Genomic DNA, 26,080 nt, shown 5'->3' on the forward strand with positions numbered 1-26,080 from the left:
TTACTATACAGAAAAATAAAGATGAAACGATGAAAACTGTCCTTCCTTTTTTGGGGCATATTTCTTTTGTGATTTTAAGCTTTTTAGTAGAGTAGGTAAGAGGAGGTGAAATGAAATTATGAAAGCCATTATACATAGTGAGAAAAGTGGAATAGCAGGCATGAATTACAGAAATCTTCAAGAGATGTACCCTGAAAGAGGAGAAATAAAAATAAGGTTAAGAACAGCAGGTTTAAACCGAAGAGACTTGTTCGTTATGAACAATCGAAGCAAAGGAGATAAGCCGTTTATTCCAGGTTCAGACGGTGCAGGTATTATAGAAGAAGTGGGGGAAGATGTAAAAGGTTTAAAAAAAGGAATGGAAGTGATCATTAATCCAAGTCTGGAGTGGAATCGTATAGAGGACATTCCGTTTACACCTAAAATTCTAGGTGGTCCATCAAATGGAACGTTTGCGGAGTGCGTAATCATAAAAGCGGATAATGTGGTGCAAAAGCCATCTTATCTATCTTGGAAACAGGCAGGAGTTCTTTCATTATCAGCTTTAACGGCTTATAGAGCTCTATTTACAAAAGGTCAATTAAAAAAAGGAGAAGATTTACTTATTCCTGGTATAGGAAGCGGAGTCGCAACCTATGGCTTATTATTTGCAAAAGCTATCGGAGCTAACGTAACGGTCACTTCTAGAAGTAATGAGAAAAGAAAGCAAGCGCTAAAGTATGGAGCGGATTATGCGTTAGATAGTGGAAGCAGTCTAAAAGAAGAAATCAACAATAGAAAAATAGATATTATACTTGATAGTGTGGGCGCAGCTTTATTTCCCACTTATTTTGAAATATTGAAGCCCAATGGAAGAATTGTTAATTTTGGAGCAAGTTCTGGAAATGAAATTGAATTGCCTCTAAGGACCATTTTTTATCCTCAATTTAATATACTTGGTACGTCTATGGGTAGTCGGGAAGAATTCATGAAGATGATAGATTTTATAGAGAAACATCAAATTAAACCAATCGTTGATCGATTCTATCCGCTGTCAGAGGCAGTTGCAGCTTGCGAACGATTAGATCAAGGGAAACAATTTGGCAACATAGGTTTACTTATTTCAGAATAAAAAACCCCCAGCGCTAACTGGGGACTTTTTTATATAATCAAACGTTTGTTTAAATGAAAGAAATACGGTAATAACAGTTTTTTAGCGCTTTTTTATCATAACCACCAAGCCAATAAAAAGGTAACAAATCCTCCTAGTATCAAAAATCCCATACTGTATTTGAGCGTGTATTTAAACAGTTCACCTTCTTTTCCAGCCAGTCCCACTGCTCCGGCAGCGACGGCAATTGATTGAGGAGAAAGCATTTTAGCCATCACGCCGCCGGCAGTATTGGCCGCTACGAGAATAATTGGCAAGACATTAATTTGCTGAGCTGTAGTTAGCTGCAAGTTGCCGAACAGCGCATTATTTGATACGACAGACCCCGTTAGAAATACGCCAATCCAGCCAAGAAATGGAGATAAAAATGGAAAATAAGCAGCTGATGTAGCGAGCGCCAATCCAAGTGTAGAAGACTGTCCTGAATAATTTGAAATAAAAGCAAAAGCAATGACCATCATAATAGTAATAATAGGTCTTGATAATTCTTTTACGGTTTCTAAAAGAGTGGTCCATGCCACTTTTGGCGATACGTTAAGCAAGAAAACTGAAAGGATACAAGCAATAAGAATTGCTGTACCTGTTGCTGCAAATACGTCTATTTTTAAGACAGCAGCGTAAGGCGTAGGATCTTTTACTAAAGGCGCTGCTTTAATTACGTGATTGTGTAAAAATGGGACGTTAATAAGCAGGTTCATATGTTCAAGCATCGTTTTGACAAAAGAAATGCTCCAAGCCGTAACGAGTATCGTTAATAGAATAAAAGGAGACCAAGCCTTTAAAATCTGTTTTGGTGACAGGCTGAAGCTTTTAGCTGCTGCCGGGCTTGTTCGTTTAATATAAAAAGCAAGAGCAAGCAAACTCACAATAGAAGATGTGATATTTGGAAGTTCAGGGCCGATGTATGTAACAGTTAAATACTGTGTCAGTGCATAGGAAACGGCTGTGATGCTCGTTGCTTTCCATACGTCTTTTAATCCTTTTATCCCATCCATAATAAAGACAAGTAAAAAAGGGATAAGAAAAGAAATAATCGGAAGCTGTGTGCCAAGAAAATGAGCAATTTCTTTTGGATCTATGCCAGATACTTGTCCTGCGACAATGACAGGAATCCCCATGGCGCCAAACGCTCCTGAAGCTGTATTAGCAATTAAACATAGCGCCGCTGCTTTTAACGGTTTGAACCCAAGTCCAACTAGAAGCGCTGCTGTAATAGCAATTGGAGCTCCAAATCCCGCTGCCCCTTCTAAAAAAGCATTAAAGGAAAAAGCAACAAGCAGCATTTGCAAGCGCGGGTCATTGGTTATTGAAATAATAGATTGTCTGATGGTAGTAAACTGTCCGCTTTTGACAGTTAGCTTGTATAAGAACACCGCTCCGATAATAATATAGCTGATGGGCCAAAGTGCATACAGAAACCCATAGCCTGTGGCTCCTAAGACCATTGAGGCAGGCATATCATAAAAATAAATAGCAATAATCATAGAAAGAAGCACCGTAATACCGGCAGCAATATGTCCTTTTAATTTCAAAAGAGTTAAAGCAATAAAGAAAAAGATAATGGGGATGAGTGCAATTAGTGCAGAAAGCCAAATATTATCTAACGGATTATATACCTGAGTCCACGTCATATTCATACACCTCTACTACATATTTAAAACAAGGGAGCGGGGGAGTCCCCCGCAAAAATCTTTAGATGTTACACAAAAGCTCTGTCGCGAGTTTGCTTAAGAATGCTAGCAGAGTGCTCGAGCTGCTGCTGTTCGTGAGGAGTTAAATTCAATTCAATAATTTGACGCACGCCGTTTTTATTAATGATAGCTGGTACGCCAATATACACATCAGAAATACCGTATTGTCCTTCTAATAAAGCAGATACCGTTAAAATAGAATTTTCATCATCTAAAATAGCCTTGGTAATGCGTAAAAGCCCCATTGCAATTCCGTAATAAGTCGCTCCTTTTCGATTAATAATATGGTAAGCCGCATCGCGGGTTTGTTCGAATAGATGCTGCATATCCGGTTCTTTTTCAATAGCGGCAGTATTGATAAAATGTTCGAGCTTCACACCGCCAATTTGCGCGTGGCTCCAAACAGGAAATTCCGTATCTCCATGTTCCCCCATAATATAAGCGTGGACGTTGCGAGAATCTACTTCGAAATAGTCGCTTAACAAGTAGCGGAAACGAGCTGTGTCAAGAATCGTTCCTGAACCAATTACCCGTTCGTTTGGTAATCCTGATACTTTTTGTGTAACGTGTGCGAGAATATCAACTGGATTTGTTGCCACTAAAATGATGCCGTCAAATCCACTGTTCATAATATCTTTTACAATGCATTCAAAAATTTTAACGTTTTTTTCAACTAGATCTAAGCGTGTTTCCCCTGGAGCTTGATTAGCGCCCGCTGTAATAACTACTAAATCAGCGTCAGCACAGTCTTTATAATCTCCAGCCCAGATTTTCATCGGTGTGGCAAATGGCATTCCATGATTGATATCGCGTGCTTCACCTTCTGCTTTTTCTTTGTTCATATCGATTAACACTAATTCATTGGCAATACCTTGATTCACCATTGAAAAAGCGTAGCTTGAGCCAACAAAACCAGTTCCGATAACAGCAACTTTTCGTGTTTTTGGTGTAAATTGTGTTTTCATTTGTATCATCCTTTGAATTTTATTTTGTGATGTTTTTCACAATGTTAGTGTAACAAGAATAAATAGCTTCAGCTGTGATAAAAATCACACCCTTTAAAAAATAGTAAACAATTTTACAGGGCGATTTAAAAAAGGGTCCTTCTACATGAAGCGCCACATTTAGAAAGATCTTAAACGTTTAAAGTGTTGAGTAAAGGCAACTTGTTTTGCAGAAAGCTAAAGAGTTTAACATTCTCTATTTGTATGTTAGCAGCCAATAATGTTTCTATAGACCCACACGAAATCCATTTGTTACACTAAGTTTGCTTATTTTGAATAAAGGAGTGGAAGGGATGGAGAACTACTATGAGCAAGCCCAAAAAGGCGCTTGGGTTAGTATCTTATCATATATCTTTTTATCAGCATGTAAACTTATCATTGCGGGTGTCACCGCTTCCTCTGCATTAAAAGCCGACGGTCTTAATAATGTTACAGATATTATTGCATCAATTGCCGTCTTAGTCGGCTTAAAAATCTCTAAAAAACCTCGCGATAATGATCATCCCTATGGACATTCCAGAGCGGAACATATCTCTTCACTTATTGCCTCTTTTATCATGATGGTCATCGGACTAGAAGTATTGGTCGATGCGGGTCAGTCATTATTTATGGACAAATCTGAAGCGCCTAATTTACTGGCTGCTTGGGTAGGTCTTGGAGCGGCTGCTGTTATGGGGGGTGTCTACCGATATAATATTAAGCTTGCTAAAAAACTTGATAGCCAGTCTTTATATGCGGTTGCTAAAGATAATTTGTCTGATGCACTTGTGAGTATAGGGGCTGTTGTGGGAATTTTTGGCTCACAGTTCGGCCTGCCCTGGCTGGACGTGGTGGCTGCTTTTGCTGTGGGAATTATTATTTGTAAAACAGCCATCGAGATTTTTAAAGAAGCGGCTCATTCCTTAACAGACGGATTCGACGAAGAGAAGTTAGGGCACTACAAAGAAAGCATCGAGCTTGTAGAAGGTGTAAAAGAAGTAGAAGATGTGAAAGCGCGCAAGCTTGGTAATCAAGTCGTGATTGATGTAACTGTTAAAGTAGATCCCCATTTAAATGTTATCAAAAGCCATGAAATTGCTGATCAAATTGAACATATGATGAACGATGAGCATCAAATTAAAGATACGCTTGTTCATATTGAACCTGATGCATACAAAAAGCAAAAATAAGACCAGCATGTTCTTTCGTTATGAAAGGATGCGCTGGTTTTATTTTGCGGGAATTTGAAATAAATCACAAAAACTTCTTCAAAAATGAAAATGAAAAGCCGTTATTAGTAATATAAAGATTTTTGTAGAAGGGTGAGGGAATGAAGAGGTTAAGTGCAAAGCTCGTAGTATTTTTTAGTATTTTTATAGCTATTTTATTATTAGTTGTTTCAGGGGCTGTTTATCAATTTACCAAAACGCAAATAGAAAAAGATGTAGAAGTTCAGTCTCAAAGTCAAGTGAAAGAGTTAAAAGAAACCATTCATACGTACTTAGACATGTATAGTCGTTCTTTGCTGACGTATAGTGAAAACGATGTAATTGTTAATTTTGTTAAGCAGGAAGGAGATCAAACAAACCAAGAGAAAAATCCGTATTTTACATGGAACGCAGTTCAAAAAGAGTTTACACAGTTTAAAGAAAAGTATCCAAACCTAGCACTTGAATACATAGGCACTAAAAATAAAGGAATGTATTCTGTTCCTAAACAAGAGTTTGGTTCAAACTATGATCCGACTTCAAGGGTATGGTACAAACAAGCGGTAGAATCACCTAATGAGGTTATTTATACGGATCCATATGAAGATGCAGCAACAAAAAAGACGGTCGTGACAATTGCAAAGGCTATTTTAGATCCAGATACTAAAAATGTGCTGGGCGTTATAGCTACTGATTTAGACTTAGATGCATTAAAAAACATTGTAGGTAAAGCAGAAGTAAATCACGGTGGGTATGCATTTTTATTTGATCAAAATGGGACAGCGCTCGTTCATCCAACAGAAGCTGGGAAAAATTTAATGAATCAGCCATTTATGAAAAAAATGTACGAAGCAGACCGAAATAGAGATTTCATGAAGTATACCTTTCAAGGTGAAGAGAGAGTGATGGCATATGATACTCTCGAAGGGACGAATTGGAAGATAGGAAATGCCTTTATTTATAATGAAATGCTCTCAAGCGCTCATCATTTACTGACTGTTATTGTCTGGATTGCGTTAATTGGCATCTTATTATCAGTGGTGTTAACCATCTTTTTCTCAAGAATCATTACTAATCCGATTCGCCGCTTGAAAAATGAAGTAGCCAAAGTAACAGCTGGCGATTTAACGGTTCAGGTGAAGACGAAGTCAAAAGATGAAATTGGTGAGCTTACTCATTTATTTAATGATATGGTAGCCAAAATGAAAACATTGATTGGTACGGTTCAGACGTCTGTTGAGACAGTAAAAACGTCTGTTGAAGACTTGAGTGCCGTATCTGAAGAAGCAACTGCATCCAGTGAGGAAATCGGCCGGGCTATCCATGAGATTGCCAGCGGTGCCACGCAGCAAGCTTCTGACGCTGACTCTACTAATCATAAAACGATGAGTTTATCTTCGCAAATTGAAGAAGTCATTGAACAAAATGCACAGATTAATAAAATGACGATTGAAGCTGTAAGCATCAATGAAAAAGGTTTAAAACAGATGCAGCTCCTTCGCAACCAAACTACTGAATCGTCTCAAACGATTCACGCTGTTCAAGCTGTAATGGAAGAGTTAACAAATAAGATGAAAAAAATTGAATCTATTATTTTCACAATTAATAGTATTTCAGATCAGACAAATTTACTTGCATTAAATGCTAGTATTGAAGCAGCTCGTGCAGGAGAACATGGCAAAGGGTTTGCGGTAGTAGCTGAAGAAGTGCGAAAACTTGCTGAACAGTCCTCTCAGGCCACTGAACAAGTTCGCCATACGATTGCAGCGATTCAAGGGGAAGTCGCTGCTGCGCGTGAAGAATGCAACCGTACAGAAGAGCTTTCAAAGTCTCAAGACTTTGTGGTAGGAGATACAGAACGAGCTTTTCATGAAATTGCAACTACGATTGAACAAGTGGCGGCGGCTGTCGAACATGTGACAAGCAGCATGGACAGTATCGATGAGCATAAGGAAGACGTGGTAGCGGCAATTCAAAGCATAGCAGCTATTGCACAGCAATCAGCAGCGGGAACTGAAGAAATTACCGCTTCTACAGAAGAACAAATTAGAGCTATTTCTACTGTTTCTCAATCAGCTGAACATCTGCAAGAGATTAGTGAAGAATTGGCGAACTTGATTCGTCAGTTTAAAATTCAATAGAAAAAAAGAGGCTAGGACAAAAGTGTTTTAGTTAAAGGAAAATCCGAACGATGAATTGAGATTCTTGATAAAGAATTCAACTCGTTCGGATTTTTTTATTGATATGGTCAACGCAGGTTTCATGTAGGTATCTCAAGCGGTTCAGCGCACTTCTTCTATTTGTTTGCCCTTAGCTGGTTGTGTCCTAACCTCTCTTTTATGTTTAATAGGAAAACAACTTGCTGTAAGGCAAAAAGACTTGCTGAGTTGGAGGTGCAACAGCTGACACACGCTGATGTGTAAACGGGTGTATAAAAGAAAGCTTAATGGCATGTAAAGCTTGCTGCTGCTCTTTTAATCTCTTTCCTCCATAAAGAGTATCACCAAGTAATGGATAGCCGATGTGACTCATATGAACACGAATTTGGTGAGTGCGTCCGGTTTCGAGCGAAAGTTCAATAAGCGTTTCGTTTTTTGCCGTATTGCGTTTTAACACCCGATAACGTGTTTTGGCAGCTTGTCCCGTTCTAGATACTCTTCTTCTTGTAGCGTGATGACGATCGCGTCCAATGGATTCATTGATGATGCCGTCCTCTTTTTTTATGATTCCTTGGACGAGGGCAATATAAGTCCGATTAATTTTACGTTCAGCCAGCAGCTGATCAAACACAGAGCTTGCTACAAAATGCTTCGTGAATAAGATAGCACCTGATGTATCGCTGTCCAAACGGTGAACGTGTCTAGGCTTTGTTTTGAGGCCTATTTTTTGAAAATAAGCAGCTACAGCATTTAAAAGAGTTTTTTGGTCTTGCTCTGATGAAGGATGAGTATCTAGGTTTATTGGTTTGTTTACGATTAGCACGTACTCATCTTCAAACAAAATCTCTATATCAACATTGTAAGGTGTTATTTCATTAGGCTCTGCTTCAAAAAAAGGAAGTGAAACTCTATCATTTTCCTTAAGAGTGTTTCTCCATGGTAAAGGCTCACCGTTTATAAGGACATTTTTATTCATCCGAAACTGATGCAACGTTTTTTTAGGAATACGCCATTTCGTTTTTAAATAATCTTCAATTGTTTGCCCTGCATCATTTTTTGTGATTTTATCTTCTAGCCATTGGCCGTGTATACTCATATTTAATCCCTTCCTTACATACTAGTAAATATCCTTTAATCTTTTAAAAGAACTTGTAAATAATTAGGAGGAAATAACTACCTGAAGTTCTCGTTTTATGTTTATGTTATGCTAAATAAAGAGACATAAGTTAAGAGAAAAAAGGGGGGTAACCATGAAAATTGCCCAAGCAGCTCCGCCAGAAATGGAGAATTACATAGAAGAGTTGACTGAACAGCTTCGCTATGACTTGTTACCTCGGTATGTATCTGTAGATAAGCTTAATCCTGATGAATTATTAAATCCAGATTATTGTACAGACCATTTATATAATGGCTTACTCGATGAAGCATTGCAAGTCATTAGTAGCCTGCAGACAATAATTGCCGTGATTGAAGCGATTCAACATCGGCCGATTGAAGAAAGCGACTGCGAGCAATTCGAAAAAAATATTGCAATTTTAAAAAAATACGGGTTCTTATTTCCTGTTTCCATTGAGTGTTTTGCAAAAGAAAACAATTTGATTACGTATTCGTATGAATCGTTTTATAATTCATACATAAATTAAAGAAAGAGGCTGGGACAAAAGCATTTTAGACGAAGTGAAGAACGAACCATTGATCGAGATTTTTGATTAGTGGTTCGTTTTTTTGTTATGGTAAACGTAGGTTTCTTGAGGGTAGGTCTTTCTAGCAGTTGATTGGAGGGCAAGGCGGAGACTCCTGCGGGAAAAGCAGAACAGATGAGACCACACAGGAGCGTATGCGACGAGGAGGCTCAGCGCCCGCCCGCCGAAAGCAAAGTCTTGCACGGAAATCAACTGTGGTGTCATAAGCGGTTCAGCTCATGTATACTAGTTGTTCGTCTTTCAATTTGATTCATTTAGTTGTGTCTCAACTTCTTTCTTTTTATTGGCATATTTCAGATTTCAATTGGACATTCAAAAAGAGCTTGTGATATGGTCAAACTTGTATAAATACATCACAAAAAACAAATAGGAGCGAAAACATGACAAAAGCAAAATTATGTTTTATTGGTGCAGGCTTTCACGCATCAACGAACATTTATCCGTCCGTTATTGAAGCGGGAGCAGAAATTAAAGCAATTTCCACACGCAGTATGGAAAGATCAAAAGCTGCTCTTCAGCGATTTGGGAGCAGCGGTACGCCATACGATGATTATAAGAAAATGCTGAAGCAGGAAAAGTGCGACGGAGTAGTAGTTGTGGCACAGCCTGAAGATCATCCTGCTTTGGTGCTTGATTGCATTCGAGCGGGAAAAAATGTTTATGTGGACAAGCCTTTGGGGATGAATGAAAGAGAAGCAAAAGAGATTTCAGATGCTGCTAGGGAAGCTGGCGTAAAAGTAATGGTAGGTTTTATGAAGCGCTATGCACCTTGCTATATAAAACTAAAAGAGCTAATTGAAGAAGGAAACCTTGGAAACGTCCGTTCATTTCAAGCGAGGTTTGCTGTAGACAGTACCCCTTTTTGTAAAGGTGAAGAGCAGTTTATGAAGCTTGCTGCCATACATATTGTCGATCTTGTCCGTCACTTGTTCGGCGAAGTCGTTCACGTGACAGGGTTCAGAAATAATCATGGTGAGTATATTTCAAATAGTATTTCGCTGAAGTTTGAAAATGGCACGGTAGGAAGCCTGTATTTTACTGGCATGACAGCGTGGTCTCGCGAAAGCGAAAACTTATTAGTGACATTTGACAATGGCTTTGCTCTTGCTGATGAAGTAAACGCATTGACTATTCACGAATCTCAGACTTTTGATGATTTACCATGGAAGTCATTAAAAGAAAACGACCGTGTGTTTACACCTTCTGCTTCTCCAATGTCAGGAGCATATCGAGATCTTTACCTTCGTGGATTTGTTGGAGAGATGGCTCATTTCATTGAGTGTTGTACAAGTGATAAAGAACTTCTTTCCAGTGGAAGTGACAATGTAAAAACGATGAGATTATGTGATCGAATACTGTCATCTTTAATGTAAAGAAAGCTTTAAAGAAAAGAATGTACTATGAATAACTTTCTGTAAATTATGTAAATCATATTAAATAATGTTATGATTAGACAGGTCGTATAAACGAAATTGTTTACCTTTCATAAGATTACAGAACGTTTCAATCTTATTACATATGTTTAAAATTAGCCTAAATAGTTTCTTTTTACGCCTATATCATATACAATGCCCCCTAGATGATTTTTTCGAATAGCTAATAATCATTTGGGATTATGAAAGGAGATTAATCATGAAAAAACTGATGTATACATTGCTCATTGGGGTAATTGCTGCAGCTTTAACAGCATGCGGTTCAAACGATGATGCAAAGCAATCAAAAAGTGATGATCAGAAAACTGCACAAACTGAGAAGCAAAAAGAGGCTCAGGAAAAGCAGGAAAAGCAAGCAAAAAAAATGCAGAAGAAATTAGATAAACAAAAAGTAGATGAGAAGAAAACCGTAGCAGTTGTAAACGGTAAAAAAGTTTCTGGTGAAGAATATAATGCAGCCCTGGCTACATCACAAAATCAGTACCAACAAATGGGACAAGACCCAACATCTAAAGAAGCAGCTAAACAAGTAAAGCAGCAAACAATTGACAATTTAGTAGGTCAAACGCTGCTATTGCAAGAAGCTGAAAACAAAGGCTATAAAGCAACTGATGAAGAAGTAAATAAAAAGTTAAAAGAAACGAAAAAGCAGTTCAAAACAGATAAACAGTTTAAAGCGGCTTTAAAAGATGCAGGACTAACTCAATCACAATTAAAGTCTGAGCTGGCTGACAGCATTAAATATCAGCAGTACGTAGATAAAGACATCCAAACACCAGAAGTAACAGATAAAGAAATTCAAGATTATTACGATCAATTTGCAAAACAAAGCCAAAGTCAAGCAAGCGGCGGTAAAGAACAATCTCAAATGCCAAAGCTTGAAGACGTAAAGCCACAAATTAAGCAGCAGCTTGAACAACAAAAGAAACAAGAAGCATTGGAGAAAAAAGTTGAAGAACTTAAGAAAAATGCAAAAGTTGAAGTGAAGCTTTAAATACAAACGAAACGGCCCTTTAAAGGGCCGCTTTTTTGTTATGTACATTTATTGCTTCTTGTCAGTAAAAAGGGGTGCGTGAAAGATTTTATTGTATTTTGACTTATAAGGTAAAAAGTGTTCTGATGGTTTGCCTTTCATCCTATACTTTTCTTATATAGATATAAGAGAAATTGGGGGAGTCGATAAATGAAAAAGGTGGCTGTTTTTTTTGTTGGACTTGTTTTTTTACTCGCGGGGATGGGCCTGACAGGCAATGCGTCTGCGGCGTCAAATCAACTTATTATTATTAACAAATCTACTAACACCCTTGCTTTTTATGATGGAGGAAAATTAGTAAGGACGTTCAAAGTTGCGACAGGGAGGCAGATGAGTTATACACCAGAGGGTACCTTTAGCATTGTGAATAAAATTAAAAACCGGCCTTATTATAAAGACAACATTCGGGGAGGAGATCCTAGGAATCCCCTAGGTGATCGCTGGCTAGGATTAAATGCGCGCGGAACATATGGAACGACGTATGCTATTCATGGAAATAATAATCCAAGTTCTATCGGGACTTACGCAAGTTCAGGGTGCATTCGTATGTATGATGAAGAGGTACGCTGGCTGTTTGACCGCGTTCAAACCGGTACAAAAGTGGTTATTGGTCAATTTCATTCTCAAAGTTTTGATTCAATCGCTGTTAAAAACAAATACAAAGTAAGCAGTGCTTCAGTCGCCCAGAATCTTTGTAAAACGAAAAAGCTCTCAAAAGGCCAAATTGGTTTTGTAACGATTCAATCACCGATGGTTTTGTTAAAAGAAGAAAAAGGAAAATGGGTAAAGATTCGTACGTTAAATCGCGGTGAACGATATAATGTATATAAAATAAATGGCATTAAAGTCTCTTTAGGACCAGGATTTATTGAAAATTATCCTAATAAAAAAACATCCATAAAATTAGATATTTGCAAATAGAAAATGAGGCTGAGACAAAAGTATTTTAGCCTAAGTGAAAAACGAACCATTGATCAAAATATTTGATTCGTGGTTCGTTTTTTTATTATGGTGAACGTAGGTTTCATCTGTTTTGTTCCTTCTAGCAGTTGATGGGAGGGCAAGGCGAAGACTCCTGTGGAAAGCGAAGTCTTGCACGGAAATCAACAGCGGTGTGACAAGCTATTCATACGAGCTAATGCATCCATTTGTTCGTCTTTAGATTGGATTTACTTCGTTATGTCTCAACCTCATTTTTTGAATTTTTAATAATGTTTATTATAATAAAAAACAGGGAAACTAATTGCCTAATGAAGAGAGAGAAAGGGTTGTTTTAGCGTATGTCTACAATAGATTTATCAAAATTTGAGAAAAAAATGATTATTCGTAACATCAAACCGGACGATATAGATGAAATTTTAGCACTTCAAAAGCTATCATTCCCGGGAATGGATCCGTGGAAAAAAGAACAGCTTGAAAGTCACCTGGCCATTTTTCCAGAAGGACAAATATGTGCAGAGTACGACGGGGAAATTATCGGATCTTGTTCAAGCTTGATTGTGAACTTTGATGAGTACGATGATCAGCATACGTGGGACGATATTACAGACGAAGGATACATTACAAATCATAACCCGGAAGGCTACAATCTTTATGGGATTGAAGTAATGGTTCATCCAAAGTATCGCGGCATGAAAATAGGACGCCGCTTATATGAAGCGCGTAAAGATTTAGCACGTGAATTGAACCTGAAAAGTATCATCATCGGAGGAAGAATTCCGAATTACCATAAGCATTCAGTTGAAATGTCGCCTAGAGAATATGTAGAGCAAGTTATTCATCATAAAATTTATGATCCAGTGCTATCTTTTCAGCTAATGAACGGATTTACGCTTATGCGTATAAACCCTGGTTATCTTCCTGATGATCTAGCTTCTAATAAGTATGCAACGCTGATGGAATGGAACAACGTAGATTACGTTCGCCGTTCAAAACGCCATTTTAAAACGTCATTCCCAGTGCGTATTTGTGTTGTTCAGTATATGATGAAACAGATCAATTCATTTGAAGAGTTTGCGACACAGGTAGAATATTATACAGATGTTGCTTATGATGCAAAAGCCGACTTCTGCGTATTCCCGGAAATTTTCACAACTCAGCTAATGTCTTTCTTGAATGAAAAGATCCCAAGCAAAGCGGTTCAGCGCGTAGCAGAATATACGGAAGAGTACATTGAGCTATTCACTAACTTAGCGGTTAAATATAACGTAAATATTATTGGAGGATCTCACTTCGTCGAAGAAGATGATGGAGATATTTTTAATATTGCCTATCTATTCCGCCGAGATGGAACAATTGAAAAGCAGTACAAAGTGCATATTACACCTAATGAAAGAAAATGGTGGGGAATTAGCCCAGGAGACAAAGTTGAAGTGTTTGATACAGATTGCGGTAAAATTGCGATCCAAATTTGCTATGACATCGAATTTCCAGAGCTTGCTCGTATTGCTACCGATAAAGGTGCAAATATTATTTTTACACCATTCTGCACGGAAGACCGTCAAGGCTATCTGCGCGTAAGATACTGCTCTCAGGCGCGCGCAATCGAAAACCAAATTTATACGGTTATCGCAGGTACAGTTGGAAACCTGCCTGAAACAGAAAACATGGACATTCAGTACGCTCAGTCTGCTATTTTTGCACCTTCTGACTTTGAATTTGCACGAGACGGCATTGTAGGAGAATGTAATCCTAATATTGAAATGGTAGTTATTGGAGACGTAGATTTAGAAATTCTTCGCCGCCAGCGTCAATCAGGAACGGTTCGTCAATTAAAAGACCGACGCCACGACGTTTACAATATTAAATATAAAAAATAACGCAGTTTCTAAAAACATCATGCAAATGCATGGTGTTTTTTATTTCAACTTTTGCCATAATAAAAGCTATTACAATGAATTTTGTGGACTAACCATGGAAAAGAGGGGAAAACATGAGTTTTCATGGACAATCGGTATTACCCGCTGTTCGAGATATGAAGCAATTGGAAAAATTTTTAGTAAGTAATTATGAGTACGGAGTTCTTTTAGACAATCAAGTGGGCATGCTAAAAGGAATTATGAAAGAGGTTCATAAGCATGAAAAGAAGCTAATCATTCATTTAGATTTAATTCATGGCTTAAAGCACGATGAGTATGCGGTTGATTTTTTGTGTCAGGAGTTTAAGCCTGCGGGGATTATTTCGACAAGAACAAACGTCATTTTAAAAGCTAAACAAAGAGGGATTTATGCCATTCAACGGGTCTTTTTATTAGATAGCACGGCTTTGAAGAAAAGCTACGAGTTAATGAAGAAAGTAAAACCCGATTATATTGAGCTTCTTCCTGGAATTGTGCCCACTTTAATCCAAGAAGTCAAAGCTGAAACAGGCATTCCAGTGTTAGCTGGAGGTTTAATACGAACCGAAAAAGAAGTTCGTAACGCTTTAGGAGCCGGGGCTTCTGCTGTTACAACATCAAATAGAGAACTGTGGAGTATTTCAACTTAAAAAAACTGTTTGACAACGCTTTCATCATCTAGTAAACTTCTAGATAAGTTAATAGATGTGAGGGAGAATAGGAGATCCACAGTATAGCCTTTTAATGATTTTATTAGGGGGATGTATTGTGGATTTTCTTATTTTCATTTTAATCGTTTTCATACAAAGGGGAGGTTATTTATATGCAAGCATTCTTAGGAGAAATAATTGGAACAATGATTTTAATTATCCTTGGCGCTGGTGTATGTGCGGGCGTCAATTTAAAAAAATCGTTTGCTGCTAATTCAGGATGGATCGTTATCACAATGGGATGGGGAATGGCAGTAGCGATGGCAGCATATGCGGTTGGTAATATGAGTGGGGCACATTTAAATCCAGCGTTAACCGTAGCGCTTGCTATTACAGGTGATTTTCCATGGTCACAAGTACCGATGTACATCTTAGCTCAGTTTATTGGAGCCATTCTTGGTGCAACAGTTGTTTATTTACACTATCTTCCACACTGGAAAGAAACAAAAGATGCTGGTACAAAATTAGGCGTATTCGCAACGGGGCCAGCAATTGCTAATCCATTTGCAAACGTTTTAAGTGAGGCAATTGGAACGTTTGTATTAGTCGTAGGAATCTTAGCAATTGGAGCAAATAAATTTACAGATGGATTAAATCCTTTAGTAGTAGGATTTTTAATCGTAAGTATTGGTTTATCATTAGGAGGAACAACAGGCTATGCCATCAACCCTGCTCGTGATTTAGGACCTCGTATTGCTCATGCTATCTTGCCGATACCTGGCAAAGGCAGCTCGAACTGGAAATATGCTTGGGTGCCAGTAGTGGGTCCTTTAGTAGGCGGATCAATCGGGGCAGTATTTTACCAAGCGGCATTTTTAAATAAAATGTCAAGCAGCTTATGGGTTGTTTTAAGTCTAGCGCTGATTGTTTTAGCAGTTATCTACGCTGTTTCCAAACAAAAGGAAGCACAGATTCAATCAGCAGTAGTACCGAAAAAATGAATGCCCTTTACCATCTAACTATGTACAATAAAGAAACGACACTATACAGAGAATAGGGGATATTGATATGGAAAAATTTATTTTATCTTTAGACCAAGGAACAACAAGCTCACGAGCAATGTTATTTAATAAAAAAGGTGAAGTTGTACATGTAGCTCAAAAAGAGTTTACACAGTACTTTCCAAAACCAGGCTGGGTAGAGCATAATGCCAGTGAAATTTGGGGTTCTATCTTAGCAGTTATCGCATCTTGTTTATCTGAGTCAGGTGTTCATGCAGATCAAATCGAAGGAATTGGGATTACCAATCAGCGTGAAACAGCAGTAGTATGGGAAAAAGCAACAGGGAAGCCGGTGTACAATGCAATTGTATGGCAGTCTCGACAAACGTCTGGTATTTGTGAAGAATTAAAAGCAAAAGGATTAAACGATACGTTCCGCGACAAAACGGGATTATTAATTGATGCATACTTCTCTGGAACAAAAGTGAAGTGGATTTTAGATAACGTAGAAGGTGCACGTGAAAAAGCAGAAAACGGTGAATTGTTATTCGGAACAATTGATACATGGTTAATTTGGAAGCTATCAGGCGGAAAGGCGCATGTAACGGATTACTCAAACGCATCCCGCACGCTTATGTTCAATATCTACGATTTAAAATGGGATGATGAACTGCTAGATATCTTAGGGGTACCGAAATCAATGCTTCCAGAAGTGAAGCCTTCTTCTGAAGTATACGCTCATACAGTAGACTATCATTTTTTTGGTAAAAACATTCCAATTGCTGGAGCAGCAGGGGATCAGCAAGCCGCTTTATTTGGACAAGCTTGCTATGAAAAAGGAATGGCGAAAAACACCTATGGAACAGGCTGCTTTATGCTCATGAATACGGGTGAAAAAGCAGTTAAGTCCGATCACGGCTTGTTAACTACATTAGCATGGGGGATTAACGGCAAAGTAGAATATGCGCTTGAAGGGAGTATTTTTGTAGCAGGATCTGCTATTCAGTGGCTTCGCGACGGTTTAAGAATGTTTAAAAATGCGGCTGAAACTGAAAACTATGCAACGCGAGTAGAGTCTACAGACGGCGTATATATTGTGCCAGCTTTCGTAGGACTTGGAACACCTTATTGGGATAGCGATGTACGGGGAGCGATGTTTGGATTGACTCGCGGTACAAAAAAAGAACACTTTATCCGTGCAACGCTTGAATCACTAGCTTATCAAACAAGAGATGTATTAAGTGCGATGGAAGCAGATTCTGGAATTACATTAAAAACATTGCGTGTAGATGGGGGAGCAGTTAAGAATAATTTCTTAATGCAGTTCCAAAGTGATATGTTAAACGTTCCGGTTGAACGTCCTCAAGTGAATGAAACAACGGCTCTTGGGGCAGCATATTTAGCGGGTCTTGCGGTCGGCTACTGGAAAGATTGCGATGAAATTGCGAAGCAGTGGAATATGGAAAAATCTTTCGAACCAAATATGGAAGAAGAAAAGCGTGAAGAATTATATAGCGGCTGGAAAAAAGCCGTACATGCAACAATGGCTTTTAAGTAATTATTTGATGAAAACACTTTAATTAAAAGCGCATGTATGATATAATTTAATCAAGTTAATAAATTGGTTGGAGAATCGGAGAGACCACAGATCCATATGTAGACATACTATATATGTGATTTGTGGTCTCTCTTTTTTGCATATTGGAAAATTTTTATATCTTTAAAAATTGAAAGGAGAATGACGTATGTTTTCAAGTCAAACACGTTCGAATAAATTGGTAGACATGACACAAAATCAATATGATTTACTAGTAATTGGTGGGGGGATTACTGGGTCAGGTATTGCGCTTGATGCGACTCATCGAGGCATGAAAACGGCATTAGTTGAAATGCAGGATTTCGCAGCAGGAACATCTAGTCGTTCAACGAAGCTTGTTCACGGCGGTCTACGCTATTTAAAACAGTTTGAAGTTAAAATGGTAGCCGAAGTTGGTAAAGAACGTGCCATCGTATATGAAAATGGCCCTCATGTAACGACTCCGGAGTGGATGCTGTTACCTTTCCATACGGGTGGAACATTCGGTAAGTTCTCAACTTCAATTGGACTGCGCGTATATGATTTTTTAGCTGGTGTAAAACGCTCAGAGCGCCGCAAGATGTTTAGCGCAGAAGAAACGCTTAGCCGCGAGCCATTGGTGAAATCTAAAGATTTAAAAGGCGGCGGTTACTACGTTGAATATAAAACAGATGATGCACGTTTAACGATTGAAGTAGCTAAGGAAGCTGCCGCAAGAGGAGCAGACTTAGTCAATTACACAAAAGTGGAAAACTTCATCTACGATAAAGGAAAAGTAGTAGGGGCTGTTGTTCGCGATCAGCTTACGAATAAAGAATATAATATCTATGCGAAAAAAATCGTTAACGCTGCAGGTCCATGGGTGGACACGCTGCGTGAAAAAGATAATTCAAAAAAAGGCAAGCAGCTTCAATTAACAAAAGGAATTCACTTAGTTATTGATCAAGAGCGCTTTCCGTTAAAACAAGCCATTTATTTTGATACACCTGATGGACGTATGGTATTTGCAATTCCGCGTGATGGAAAAACATACGTAGGCACAACAGACACGGTCTATAAAGAAGACGCTAGACATCCGCGTATGACTGTAAAAGACCGTCAATATGTTATTGATGCGATTAACTATATGTTCCCAACGGTTGATATTACAGTAGACGACGTAGAATCAAGCTGGGCGGGTGTTCGTCCACTTATTCACGAACAAGGAAAAGATCCTTCTGAAATCTCGCGTAAAGATGAAATCTGGACATCAGAATCAGGTTTAATTACAATCGCTGGAGGGAAATTAACTGGGTACCGTAAAATGGCTGAAATTGTCGTAAATCGCGTAGCTGAAGATTTTAAAGCAGAAGGACGCGAATTTGAAAGCTGTCAAACTAAACATTTACCGATTTCTGGAGGTAATGTAGGCGGTTCAGGTGGGTTCCCAACGTTTGTAGAGCAAAAAGTCAAAGAAGGCATCAAACTAGGGTTATCACGTGACGCTGCTGAAAAGCTTGTGAAACGCTACGGCTCAAACGTAGATAAAGTATACCGCTACATGATTGAACGTCCGGATCAGCTAAAAAACAGCGACCTTCCAGCTAGTGTATTTTTGCAAATTCAATATGGCATAGAAGAAGAAATGGTTTCAAAACCAGTGGACTTCTTCATTCGACGTACGGGCGCTTTATTCTTTGATATCAACTGGGTAAGAAGCTGGAAAAAACAAGTGATTGCTCATATGGCCGAAGAGTTAAAATGGACGCCTGAGCAAACAAAAGCTTATACGGATGAATTAGAACAGCACCTTCATGACGCAGTTGTACCAGTAGATGAAAAAGTTAACCGTATGACAGGTATTTCATGATAAAATAAAAAAGTACCTCAAAATTTGTCAATACAGCCATAAGATAATAGCAGGAAGTCAAATTTTGACGAAGAAATATAATATGACTGTTAAAAAAAGAGAAAGACGATTACTCGTTTTTCTCTTTTCATACATATTTACATCTATATAAGGGGGCTTTTTTTTATGAGTTGGAAAGAAACATATACATCTTGGATTAATCATCCAAATTTAGATCCTGAATTACGTCAAAATTTAGACGCAATCAAAGGTGATGAAAAACAATTAGAAGATAGTTTTTACAAAACATTGGAATTTGGAACAGGCGGAATGCGTGGGGAAATTGGAGCGGGTACAAACCGTATGAATGCGTATACAATCAGAAAAGCTTCCGAAGGCTTTGCTGAGTACATTAAACAAGCTGGCGAAGAAGCTATTAACCAAGGAGTAGTCATTGCGTATGATTCTCGCCACAAATCCCCTGAATTTGCAATGGAAGCAGCAAAAACATTAGCAAGTCACGGAATTAAAACGTATGTATTTGAAGAGCTAAGGCCAACACCTGAACTTTCATTTGCAGTGCGTGAGTTAAACGCATTCGGAGGTATTGTTATTACAGCGAGCCACAATCCTCCTGAATATAATGGATACAAAGTATATGGTCCAGACGGTGGTCAGCTGCCGCCAAAAGAAGCTGATGAACTAGTTGGCTTTGTAAATGCTGTGGAAAATGAACTTACATTAGCTGTTCAATCTGAAGCGGAGCTAAAAGAAAAAGGTCTTATTGAAATGATTGGTTCAGCGATTGACGAAGCATACAATGAGAAACTAAAAACGATTTTAATTAATCCAGAGCTAGCTTCTGAAACAGGTAAAGACTTAAAAGTGGTTTTTACACCTCTACATGGTACAGCTAATAAGCCAGTTCGCAACGCGCTTCAATCCATCGGTTACGAAAATGTCACGGTTATTGAAGAACAAGAACTTCCTGATCCAAATTTCTCGACGGTTAAATCTCCGAATCCTGAAGAACCGGCTGCATTTGAATATGCTGTTCGTAAAGGAAAAGAAATTGATGCAGATATCTTAATCGCAACGGATCCAGATGCAGACCGTTTGGGAATTGCTGTAAAAGATCCAAGCGGCGAATATACGTTATTAACAGGAAACCAAACGGGTGCTTTATTGCTTCACTATTTGCTTTCTCAAAAGAAAGAAAAAGGCGTGCTGCCTGCTAATGGCGTTGTGTTAAAAACGATTGTAACGTCAGAAATCGGCACACAAATTGCTCGTTCATTTGGACTGCAAGTTGTTGACACTCTAACAGGTTTTAAATTTATCGGTGAAAAAATTAAGCAATATGAGCAAACGGGCGAGTGTACATTCCAATTCGGTTATGAAGAAAGCTACGGCTATTTAATTGGTGACTTTGCTCGTGACAAAGACGCTGTACAAGCAGCCATTCTAGCAGTAGAAGCTTGTGCTTATTATAAAAAGCAGGGCATGACGCTATATGAAGCGCTTCAGCAAGTGTTTACTAAATATGGTTTCTATCGTGAAGGTCTGAAATCTTTAACGCTTAAAGGAAAAGAAGGATCTGAGCAAATTCAGCATATTTTGGCTACATTTAGAAATGAACCTCCTACTGACATTGCAGGATTAAATGTTTCAGTTGTAGAGGATTATACATTAAGTGAGCGTCAGCATATTAAAGCAGGAAAAGTAGAAGAAATTACATTACCAAAATCAAACGTATTAAAATATATCTTAGAAGACGGTTCTTGGTTCTGCCTTCGTCCGTCTGGTACAGAGCCAAAGGTGAAGTTCTATTTTGGCGTCGTGTCAGAAGATGAAGCAACGAGCATTGCCCATTTAGAAGCTGTACAAACAGCTGTAATGGGTGAAGTAGAACGTGTATTAGATAAAGTGAAAACGGTATAAAAGTAAAGCCTGCTCAAACTTGAGCAGGCTTCTTTTATGATACTTTATTTGATTGCGTATTTGACAAATACGAAGAAGATCGTAGGGCTTTATAAATTCTCGGAGCAAGCATAGCCCCAAGAACAGTAAAAATAAGATCCTTTACCGCAAACCACGACATAATCTTCCAAGCGGCTGCATATGTCATTGCAGGAGCTTCAAGCCAGTAATTAACCGCTACATACATATACGTAGTACCAATTAAATAAATAACGGCAATACCAACTAGCGATGAAATTAAAAAAATAGAAAAAGTTGGCTTGCCGCGCATCTCCATAATTTTTCCTGTGATAAATGCTGCTACGATATAAGAAAGCAAAAAGCCGCCGGTGCTTCCAAATAAAATACCAATTCCTGCTTTAAATTGAGCAAATACCGGGGCGCCGGCAATGCCAATTAATACGTATACAATCATCGAAATAGAACCCATTCGACTCCCAAGTAAAAGTCCTGCTAATATAACAAAAAAAGGCTGAAGTGAAAGAGGCACGCCGCCTACTTGTAAAAAAGGTGCCCAAGAAGTAATGTTTGCACCAATAGCCATAAGAGCCGCAAACATACCGGCTAGCGTTAAATCTAATGTGCGAAACCTTTTATTAGTACTCATATATGTTCCTCCCAGTATGTACTGAAATATCTTAGCGTATGTACTGAAGATTGTACGTCGAATTCACTTTTATGTCAACGATAAAAATAAATATGTTTACATATATTATTTGATGTTTTTTGAAATAAAGTATGCATATTTTTAGTGCAACATAAAAAAATAAAGAAGGGAATTCATCCCTTCTTTGTCCAAGTGTGTGTATCAAAAATACTAGTACAATGATTCTTCCAGAAGCTCCGGGTTGTGCTCCGAATATTCCGTTGCATGATCAATGTAGCGTAGTAAAGAATAAAGCTCTTCTTGAATGATGCGGTAGTTTCGTTCAAAATTGTAGGCGTGCAAAAAATGTTCAATCTTTTTTGAAAGAAAATCGTCGTCTGTTCGAACCATTAAAATTAATAAGTTATCCCATTGTGAACGGTGTGTGTAATATAAAGCTCGATCATAATCAATTACATCCATTAATAACGTTCCTCCTTTTGAGGAGTTGAAATTAGTGTATGATATTTGCGGGAATTCTTACGCTGTAAATGTTGGGCAAAAGACCAGTGCATAATTAAAAGAGGTTGTAGTCATTATGCAAGAAGAATAAACGTACAGCACCGGATAAATGATAAGAAAGGCAAAGAATGATGCAGCATAACAGTTATATTACATCCATTATTTAAGACAACTAAATAAAAATCCCCTTTTCTTGAAAAAATAAAGCTTCTTTTTGATGAAAACACATGAATTGACATGTTTGTACATAGATTGAAGTAAGGAGTGAAAGGGGGAGCTGTCGTGAAAGAAGCAGATTATAAGCAATTATACCGTGCGATTGATGAAATTACGGAAATAGCTAGCGGTTTCGGCTTAGATTTTTATCCGATGCGCTATGAAATTTGCCCGGCAGATATTATTTATACGTTTGGGGCATATGGGATGCCAACTCGTTTTTCACATTGGAGCTTTGGAAAACAATTTTACAAAATGAAATTACACTACGATCTTGGATTGAGTAAAATTTATGAATTAGTTATCAATTCAGATCCTTGTTATGCATTTTTATTGGATTCCAATGCGCTTATTCAGAATAAATTAATTGTAGCTCACGTGTTAGCCCACTGTGACTTCTTTAAAAATAACAGCCGTTTTGCCAACACTAAACGGGATATGGTAGAAAGTATGGCAGCGACCGCTGATCGAATTAAAGAATACGAAGTAAAGCACGGTAAGCGTGAAGTAGAAAAGTTTTTGGATGCTGTCCTATCGATTCAGGAACATATTGATCCGTCCCTTATGCGTGCCAAGCTTTCTTGGAGCATAGATGATGTAGAATCATCGGAAGAAGAAATCATTTCTCCTTACGATGATTTATGGAATTTGGATTATAAAGAAAAGAAAAAACCAAAACCTCCAAAGTCTTTTAAAAAATTTCCGCCTCAGCCTGAAAAAGACATCTTATTATTTATCGAAGAATACAGTCCTTATTTAGAGGATTGGCAGCGGGATATTTTAACGATGATGCGAGAAGAAATGCTTTATTTCTGGCCGCAGCTTGAAACAAAAATTATGAATGAAGGCTGGGCTTCTTTCTGGCATCAGCGCATTATTCGAGAAATGGACTTAACGAGTGATGAAGCGATAGAATTCGCCAAGCTAAATGCAGGGGTTGTGCAGCCGTCTAAGACGGGAATCAATCCATATTATTTAGGATTAAAAATCTTTGAAGACATTGAAGAACGCTACAATAATCCAACAGAAGATATGATTCGCCGGGGCGTGGAGCGCGGATCAGGAAGAGAGAAGATGTTTGAGGTACGTGAGGTTGAATCAGATATTTCCTTTATCCGCAATTACTTAACAAAAGATTTAGTCATGCGGGAGGATATGTACTTATTCCAAAAACAAGGAAAAGACTATAAAATCGTCGATAAAGAGTGGACAGAAGTTAGAGATCAGCTTGTTAATATGCGCGTAAACGGCGGATTTCCTTACATCACAGTAACCAATGGAGACTATTTAAAAAATGGAGAGCTCTATTTAAAACACTGGTATGAAGGAATTGAATTAGATGTCAAATACTTAGAAAAAGTGGTACCGTACGTTCATCAGCTTTGGGGCCGCCCCGTTCATTTAGAAACGGTAATGGAAGGCAAGCCAATCGCCTTTACGTATGATGGAAAAACAGTGCATAGAAAACATTTGTAAAAAAGAAGACCGCTTAAACAGCGGTCTTTTTGGGCTTCTGTAACTTATCCATATAAATTGAAAAAATAAAATTACTATGCAATAATCGAATGAGAATTACTTTCATTTAGAGAGGGAGATAAGATGTTTGTTGTAAACGCAAGTTTTGAAACAGAAAAGAAATTTGAAGAACAGCTCAAGCAAAAAGCTAAGAAAAACAAAATAGAAATTGAGGCAGCCAAAGGAAATTTATCGTTCGAATGCTGGAAAAAAGATTCCGCAGATAAAGTTGAATATGTCTTTGTATCCAAGTGGGAAGACAAGCAGTTCTTTCAAGCGTGGATCTCAAGAGAAGAACATGTGAACGAACATAAAGAAGCGAATAAAAAGAAAACGAAAGCATGTTCTGAAGCTATGGAAATCAAGAAAACGCTGCGCTTTTATGAGGCGGTAGAAGAGGACATTCTTTCCTAAAAAAGCATGCTTGACTTTCATAAATGTTGTAACTATAATGATTACAACAAAATAGGAGTGAGAGCAATGAAAATTAGCAGTCGATTCACCGTGGCCGTTCACATACTGTCTTTAATTAAAGTAGATAGCAGTCATCCTAGTACTTCAGAGTGGATTGCTAGCAGTGTAAATACAAATCCTGTTGTTATAAGACGAGTAATTGGGATGTTAAAGAAAGCTGGACTCGTGGGTGTAAAAGCCGGAGCTGGCGGAGCTTATCTATTGAAAGATTTAGAAGAGATAACGTTGTTAGACGTTTACCGAGCGGTGGCGGCAGTGGAAGAAGGAGAATTGTTTCAAATGCATGAAAATCCGAATGTGGAGTGTCCTGTAGGAGCCAATATTCAAAGTGTCCTTGAATTGATTTTAAAACGTTCTCAAGATGCCATGGAACAAGTCTTAGCCGATGTGACCATGAAAGAATTAGTGACGGATTTAATAGTAAAAATAGATGCATAATAACATGCTTCTGTTCGTAAAAAAACGGAGAAACCTAGGTTTCTCCGTTTTTTTATAGCTTCACAATTGTTCGTCCTCGAGCTTGTCCTTTTAATAAAGTCGGAAGTACCTCAGGGAGCTGTTGTAGTGAAATTTCCTGCTGAATGAAAGGTTCGAAGCTTTCAGGCTTAAAGTCATTAGCGAGTCTATTCCAAATCTCTTTTCGAGTAGGCATTGGACAGTAAACAGAATCGATACCTAATAAATTAATTCCTCTTAAAATGAAGGGAAAGACGGTTGTTGGCACTTTGCCTCCAGCTGTTAGCCCGCTGACAGCTACAGAGCCTCCGTACTGAATTTGACTGAGAACAGAAGCTAGAGGCTCTCCACCCACAGGATCCACCGCAGCGGCCCATTTTTGCTTGCCTAATGCTTTTAATTTGCCGTTATAAACATCTTCACGGGCTACAATAGAGGAAGCGCCAAGCTCTTTCAAATAAGCTGCTTCCGAGCTTTTTCCCGTACTTGCTTCTACTTTGTAGCCTAATTTTGAAAGAATGGCAACCGCAAAGCTTCCTACACCTCCCGTAGCGCCTGTTACAAGCACAGAGCCATTAGATGGACTAGTATGGTTTTCCTCTAAGCGATGCACAGATAAAGCAGCTGTAAAGCCAGCTGTTCCGATAATCATTGCTTCTTTTAACGTTAAATTTTCAGGAAGAGGGACGATCCATTCGCTGCGTATGCGCGCATACTCACTATAGCCTCCAAAGTGTGATACGCCAATGCCATAGCTTGTTGCGATGACACGATCTCCTTCTTTAAAATCAGGGCTGTCAGAAGATACAACAACTCCTGCTAGGTCGATTCCTGGGACAAATGGATAGCTTGTCACAATATTGCCGTTTGCGATGCTTGCTAAGCTATCTTTATAATTCACCCCTGAATAATGAACGCGAATAAGGACATCGCCTTCTGGCAAATCGTTTAGCGTCAGTTCTTGGACGGACGCCTCCACTTGGTCTTCACTTTTTTTATCTACTACTAATGCTGAGAACGATTGTTCCATTTTATTTCTCCTTTCTATACTGAGATGTATACATCTATACATAGATTAC

General features: G+C 38.4%; 23 protein-coding genes. 17 read left to right on the plus strand and 6 right to left on the minus strand.

Translation table 11 applies throughout. The annotated features are described in order from the left end of the window. Nucleotides 1-118 precede the first annotated feature (118 nt). On the plus strand, nt 119-1,111 hold the full coding sequence (locus Q5794_RS02785) for a zinc-binding dehydrogenase (RefSeq protein ID WP_214989017.1): 993 nt from the start codon (nt 119-121) through the stop codon (nt 1,109-1,111). Nucleotides 1,112-1,206: 95 nt separating this feature from the next. Here the strand turns inward: Q5794_RS02785 and Q5794_RS02790 are convergent, their stop codons facing one another. Both Q5794_RS02790 and Q5794_RS02795 read right to left on the minus strand, forming a co-directional pair. Further along, nucleotides 1,207-2,787 (minus strand): lactate permease LctP family transporter, encoded by a 1,581-nt coding sequence (locus tag Q5794_RS02790; protein WP_214989018.1) that lies wholly within the window; start codon nt 2,785-2,787, stop codon nt 1,207-1,209. Nucleotides 2,788-2,849: 62 nt separating this feature from the next. After that, nucleotides 2,850-3,806 (minus strand): L-lactate dehydrogenase, encoded by a 957-nt coding sequence (locus Q5794_RS02795; RefSeq protein WP_192997907.1) that lies wholly within the window; start codon nt 3,804-3,806, stop codon nt 2,850-2,852. A gap of 332 nt (nt 3,807-4,138) precedes the next feature. Between Q5794_RS02795 and Q5794_RS02800 the strand changes: the two genes are divergently transcribed. Together Q5794_RS02800 and Q5794_RS02805 are read left to right on the plus strand one after the other, a co-directional pair. Beyond that, nucleotides 4,139-5,014 (plus strand): cation diffusion facilitator family transporter, encoded by an 876-nt coding sequence (locus Q5794_RS02800; RefSeq protein ID WP_057242117.1) that lies wholly within the window; start codon nt 4,139-4,141, stop codon nt 5,012-5,014. Nucleotides 5,015-5,154: 140 nt separating this feature from the next. Then, a complete protein-coding gene (locus tag Q5794_RS02805) occupies nt 5,155-7,173 on the plus strand; it encodes a methyl-accepting chemotaxis protein (RefSeq protein WP_215055124.1) in 2,019 nt (672 codons plus the stop codon). A 202-nt stretch (nt 7,174-7,375) separates the two neighbouring features. Here the strand turns inward: Q5794_RS02805 and Q5794_RS02810 are convergent, their stop codons facing one another. After that, nucleotides 7,376-8,287: an RluA family pseudouridine synthase gene (locus tag Q5794_RS02810; RefSeq protein ID WP_374988670.1), complete on the minus strand. Its 912-nt coding sequence runs from the start codon at nt 8,285-8,287 to the stop codon at nt 7,376-7,378. A 154-nt stretch (nt 8,288-8,441) separates the two neighbouring features. Between Q5794_RS02810 and Q5794_RS02815 the strand changes: the two genes are divergently transcribed. From Q5794_RS02815 to Q5794_RS02865, 11 genes are all read left to right on the plus strand, one after another. Then, nucleotides 8,442-8,834 (plus strand): YhcU family protein, encoded by a 393-nt coding sequence (locus Q5794_RS02815; protein ID WP_013081630.1) that lies wholly within the window; start codon nt 8,442-8,444, stop codon nt 8,832-8,834. A gap of 128 nt (nt 8,835-8,962) precedes the next feature. Continuing rightward, the gene (locus Q5794_RS02820) at nt 8,963-9,100 is read left to right on the plus strand and encodes a hypothetical protein (protein ID WP_192997911.1); all 138 of its coding nucleotides are present in this window, start codon (nt 8,963-8,965) and stop codon (nt 9,098-9,100) included. 174 nt (nt 9,101-9,274) lie between these two features. Beyond that, nucleotides 9,275-10,267: a Gfo/Idh/MocA family protein gene (locus tag Q5794_RS02825; RefSeq protein ID WP_214989021.1), complete on the plus strand. Its 993-nt coding sequence runs from the start codon at nt 9,275-9,277 to the stop codon at nt 10,265-10,267. A gap of 259 nt (nt 10,268-10,526) precedes the next feature. Further along, the gene (locus Q5794_RS02830) at nt 10,527-11,321 is read left to right on the plus strand and encodes a SurA N-terminal domain-containing protein (RefSeq protein WP_214989022.1); all 795 of its coding nucleotides are present in this window, start codon (nt 10,527-10,529) and stop codon (nt 11,319-11,321) included. Between the two features lie 189 nt (nt 11,322-11,510). Next, complete coding sequence (locus Q5794_RS02835) at nt 11,511-12,281, plus strand: L,D-transpeptidase (RefSeq protein WP_016762940.1); 771 nt, start codon at nt 11,511-11,513, stop codon at nt 12,279-12,281. 359 nt (nt 12,282-12,640) lie between these two features. Further along, complete coding sequence (locus Q5794_RS02840; protein WP_214989024.1) at nt 12,641-14,179, plus strand: carbon-nitrogen hydrolase family protein; 1,539 nt, start codon at nt 12,641-12,643, stop codon at nt 14,177-14,179. Between the two features lie 113 nt (nt 14,180-14,292). After that, a complete protein-coding gene (locus Q5794_RS02845; protein WP_034654553.1) occupies nt 14,293-14,847 on the plus strand; it encodes a glycerol-3-phosphate responsive antiterminator in 555 nt (184 codons plus the stop codon). Nucleotides 14,848-15,020: 173 nt separating this feature from the next. Next, nucleotides 15,021-15,848 carry an MIP/aquaporin family protein gene (locus Q5794_RS02850; RefSeq protein WP_214989025.1) on the plus strand — a complete coding sequence of 276 codons (828 nt, stop codon included), beginning with the start codon at nt 15,021-15,023 and terminating at the stop codon, nt 15,846-15,848. Nucleotides 15,849-15,915: 67 nt separating this feature from the next. Further along, nucleotides 15,916-17,406, plus strand: coding sequence for a glycerol kinase GlpK (gene glpK / locus Q5794_RS02855; protein WP_192997916.1), 1,491 nt, complete (start codon nt 15,916-15,918; stop codon nt 17,404-17,406). Between the two features lie 187 nt (nt 17,407-17,593). Continuing rightward, on the plus strand, nt 17,594-19,273 hold the full coding sequence (locus Q5794_RS02860; protein ID WP_016762944.1) for a glycerol-3-phosphate dehydrogenase/oxidase: 1,680 nt from the start codon (nt 17,594-17,596) through the stop codon (nt 19,271-19,273). A 165-nt stretch (nt 19,274-19,438) separates the two neighbouring features. Then, nucleotides 19,439-21,193, plus strand: a complete 1,755-nt coding sequence (locus tag Q5794_RS02865; RefSeq protein WP_374988671.1) for a phospho-sugar mutase — start codon at nt 19,439-19,441, stop codon at nt 21,191-21,193. Between the two features lie 34 nt (nt 21,194-21,227). Here Q5794_RS02865 and Q5794_RS02870 read toward each other — a convergent pair whose 3' ends face one another. After that, nucleotides 21,228-21,839, minus strand: a complete 612-nt coding sequence (locus Q5794_RS02870) for a biotin transporter BioY (protein ID WP_057240588.1) — start codon at nt 21,837-21,839, stop codon at nt 21,228-21,230. Nucleotides 21,840-22,049: 210 nt separating this feature from the next. After that, the gene (locus Q5794_RS02875; protein ID WP_013055267.1) at nt 22,050-22,301 is read right to left on the minus strand and encodes a YhdB family protein; all 252 of its coding nucleotides are present in this window, start codon (nt 22,299-22,301) and stop codon (nt 22,050-22,052) included. Nucleotides 22,302-22,622: 321 nt separating this feature from the next. On the opposite strand from Q5794_RS02875, the gene Q5794_RS02880 reads away from it, so the two are divergent. The 3 genes from Q5794_RS02880 to Q5794_RS02890 all read left to right on the plus strand — a co-directional run bounded on the left by Q5794_RS02880 (nt 22,623) and on the right by Q5794_RS02890 (nt 24,983). Further along, nucleotides 22,623-24,032, plus strand: coding sequence for a SpoVR family protein (locus Q5794_RS02880; RefSeq protein WP_075422126.1), 1,410 nt, complete (start codon nt 22,623-22,625; stop codon nt 24,030-24,032). Between the two features lie 123 nt (nt 24,033-24,155). Further along, on the plus strand, nt 24,156-24,485 hold the full coding sequence (locus tag Q5794_RS02885) for an antibiotic biosynthesis monooxygenase (protein ID WP_214989027.1): 330 nt from the start codon (nt 24,156-24,158) through the stop codon (nt 24,483-24,485). Between the two features lie 66 nt (nt 24,486-24,551). Continuing rightward, nucleotides 24,552-24,983 carry an Rrf2 family transcriptional regulator gene (locus Q5794_RS02890; protein WP_047931544.1) on the plus strand — a complete coding sequence of 144 codons (432 nt, stop codon included), beginning with the start codon at nt 24,552-24,554 and terminating at the stop codon, nt 24,981-24,983. Nucleotides 24,984-25,035: 52 nt separating this feature from the next. On the opposite strand, the gene Q5794_RS02895 is transcribed toward Q5794_RS02890, so the two are convergent. Further along, entirely contained in the window at nt 25,036-26,031 is a 996-nt protein-coding gene (locus Q5794_RS02895) for an acryloyl-CoA reductase (protein WP_192997921.1), read from the minus strand. Nucleotides 26,032-26,080: the final 49 nt, after the last annotated feature.

It is taken from the genome of Priestia megaterium (genome assembly GCF_041941685.1).
Lineage (GTDB): Bacteria > Bacillota > Bacilli > Bacillales > Bacillaceae_H > Priestia > Priestia megaterium_C.

What these genes read in the sequence shown, in the direction of transcription:
- Q5794_RS02785 (WP_214989017.1), top strand. Translation starts at nt 119, where the DNA reads ATGAAAGCCATTATACATAGTGAGAAAAGTGGAATAGCAGGCATGAAT.
- Q5794_RS02790 (WP_214989018.1), bottom strand. Translation starts at nt 2,787, where the DNA reads ATGAATATGACGTGGACTCAGGTATATAATCCGTTAGATAATATTTGG.
- Q5794_RS02795 (WP_192997907.1), bottom strand. Translation starts at nt 3,806, where the DNA reads ATGAAAACACAATTTACACCAAAAACACGAAAAGTTGCTGTTATCGGA.
- Q5794_RS02800 (WP_057242117.1), top strand. Translation starts at nt 4,139, where the DNA reads ATGGAGAACTACTATGAGCAAGCCCAAAAAGGCGCTTGGGTTAGTATC.
- Q5794_RS02805 (WP_215055124.1), top strand. Translation starts at nt 5,155, where the DNA reads ATGAAGAGGTTAAGTGCAAAGCTCGTAGTATTTTTTAGTATTTTTATA.
- Q5794_RS02810 (WP_374988670.1), bottom strand. Translation starts at nt 8,287, where the DNA reads ATGAGTATACACGGCCAATGGCTAGAAGATAAAATCACAAAAAATGAT.
- Q5794_RS02815 (WP_013081630.1), top strand. Translation starts at nt 8,442, where the DNA reads ATGAAAATTGCCCAAGCAGCTCCGCCAGAAATGGAGAATTACATAGAA.
- Q5794_RS02825 (WP_214989021.1), top strand. Translation starts at nt 9,275, where the DNA reads ATGACAAAAGCAAAATTATGTTTTATTGGTGCAGGCTTTCACGCATCA.
- Q5794_RS02830 (WP_214989022.1), top strand. Translation starts at nt 10,527, where the DNA reads ATGAAAAAACTGATGTATACATTGCTCATTGGGGTAATTGCTGCAGCT.
- Q5794_RS02835 (WP_016762940.1), top strand. Translation starts at nt 11,511, where the DNA reads ATGAAAAAGGTGGCTGTTTTTTTTGTTGGACTTGTTTTTTTACTCGCG.
- Q5794_RS02840 (WP_214989024.1), top strand. Translation starts at nt 12,641, where the DNA reads ATGTCTACAATAGATTTATCAAAATTTGAGAAAAAAATGATTATTCGT.
- Q5794_RS02845 (WP_034654553.1), top strand. Translation starts at nt 14,293, where the DNA reads ATGAGTTTTCATGGACAATCGGTATTACCCGCTGTTCGAGATATGAAG.
- Q5794_RS02850 (WP_214989025.1), top strand. Translation starts at nt 15,021, where the DNA reads ATGCAAGCATTCTTAGGAGAAATAATTGGAACAATGATTTTAATTATC.
- glpK (WP_192997916.1), top strand. Translation starts at nt 15,916, where the DNA reads ATGGAAAAATTTATTTTATCTTTAGACCAAGGAACAACAAGCTCACGA.
- Q5794_RS02860 (WP_016762944.1), top strand. Translation starts at nt 17,594, where the DNA reads ATGTTTTCAAGTCAAACACGTTCGAATAAATTGGTAGACATGACACAA.
- Q5794_RS02865 (WP_374988671.1), top strand. Translation starts at nt 19,439, where the DNA reads ATGAGTTGGAAAGAAACATATACATCTTGGATTAATCATCCAAATTTA.
- Q5794_RS02870 (WP_057240588.1), bottom strand. Translation starts at nt 21,839, where the DNA reads ATGAGTACTAATAAAAGGTTTCGCACATTAGATTTAACGCTAGCCGGT.
- Q5794_RS02875 (WP_013055267.1), bottom strand. Translation starts at nt 22,301, where the DNA reads ATGGATGTAATTGATTATGATCGAGCTTTATATTACACACACCGTTCA.
- Q5794_RS02885 (WP_214989027.1), top strand. Translation starts at nt 24,156, where the DNA reads ATGTTTGTTGTAAACGCAAGTTTTGAAACAGAAAAGAAATTTGAAGAA.
- Q5794_RS02890 (WP_047931544.1), top strand. Translation starts at nt 24,552, where the DNA reads ATGAAAATTAGCAGTCGATTCACCGTGGCCGTTCACATACTGTCTTTA.
- Q5794_RS02895 (WP_192997921.1), bottom strand. Translation starts at nt 26,031, where the DNA reads ATGGAACAATCGTTCTCAGCATTAGTAGTAGATAAAAAAAGTGAAGAC.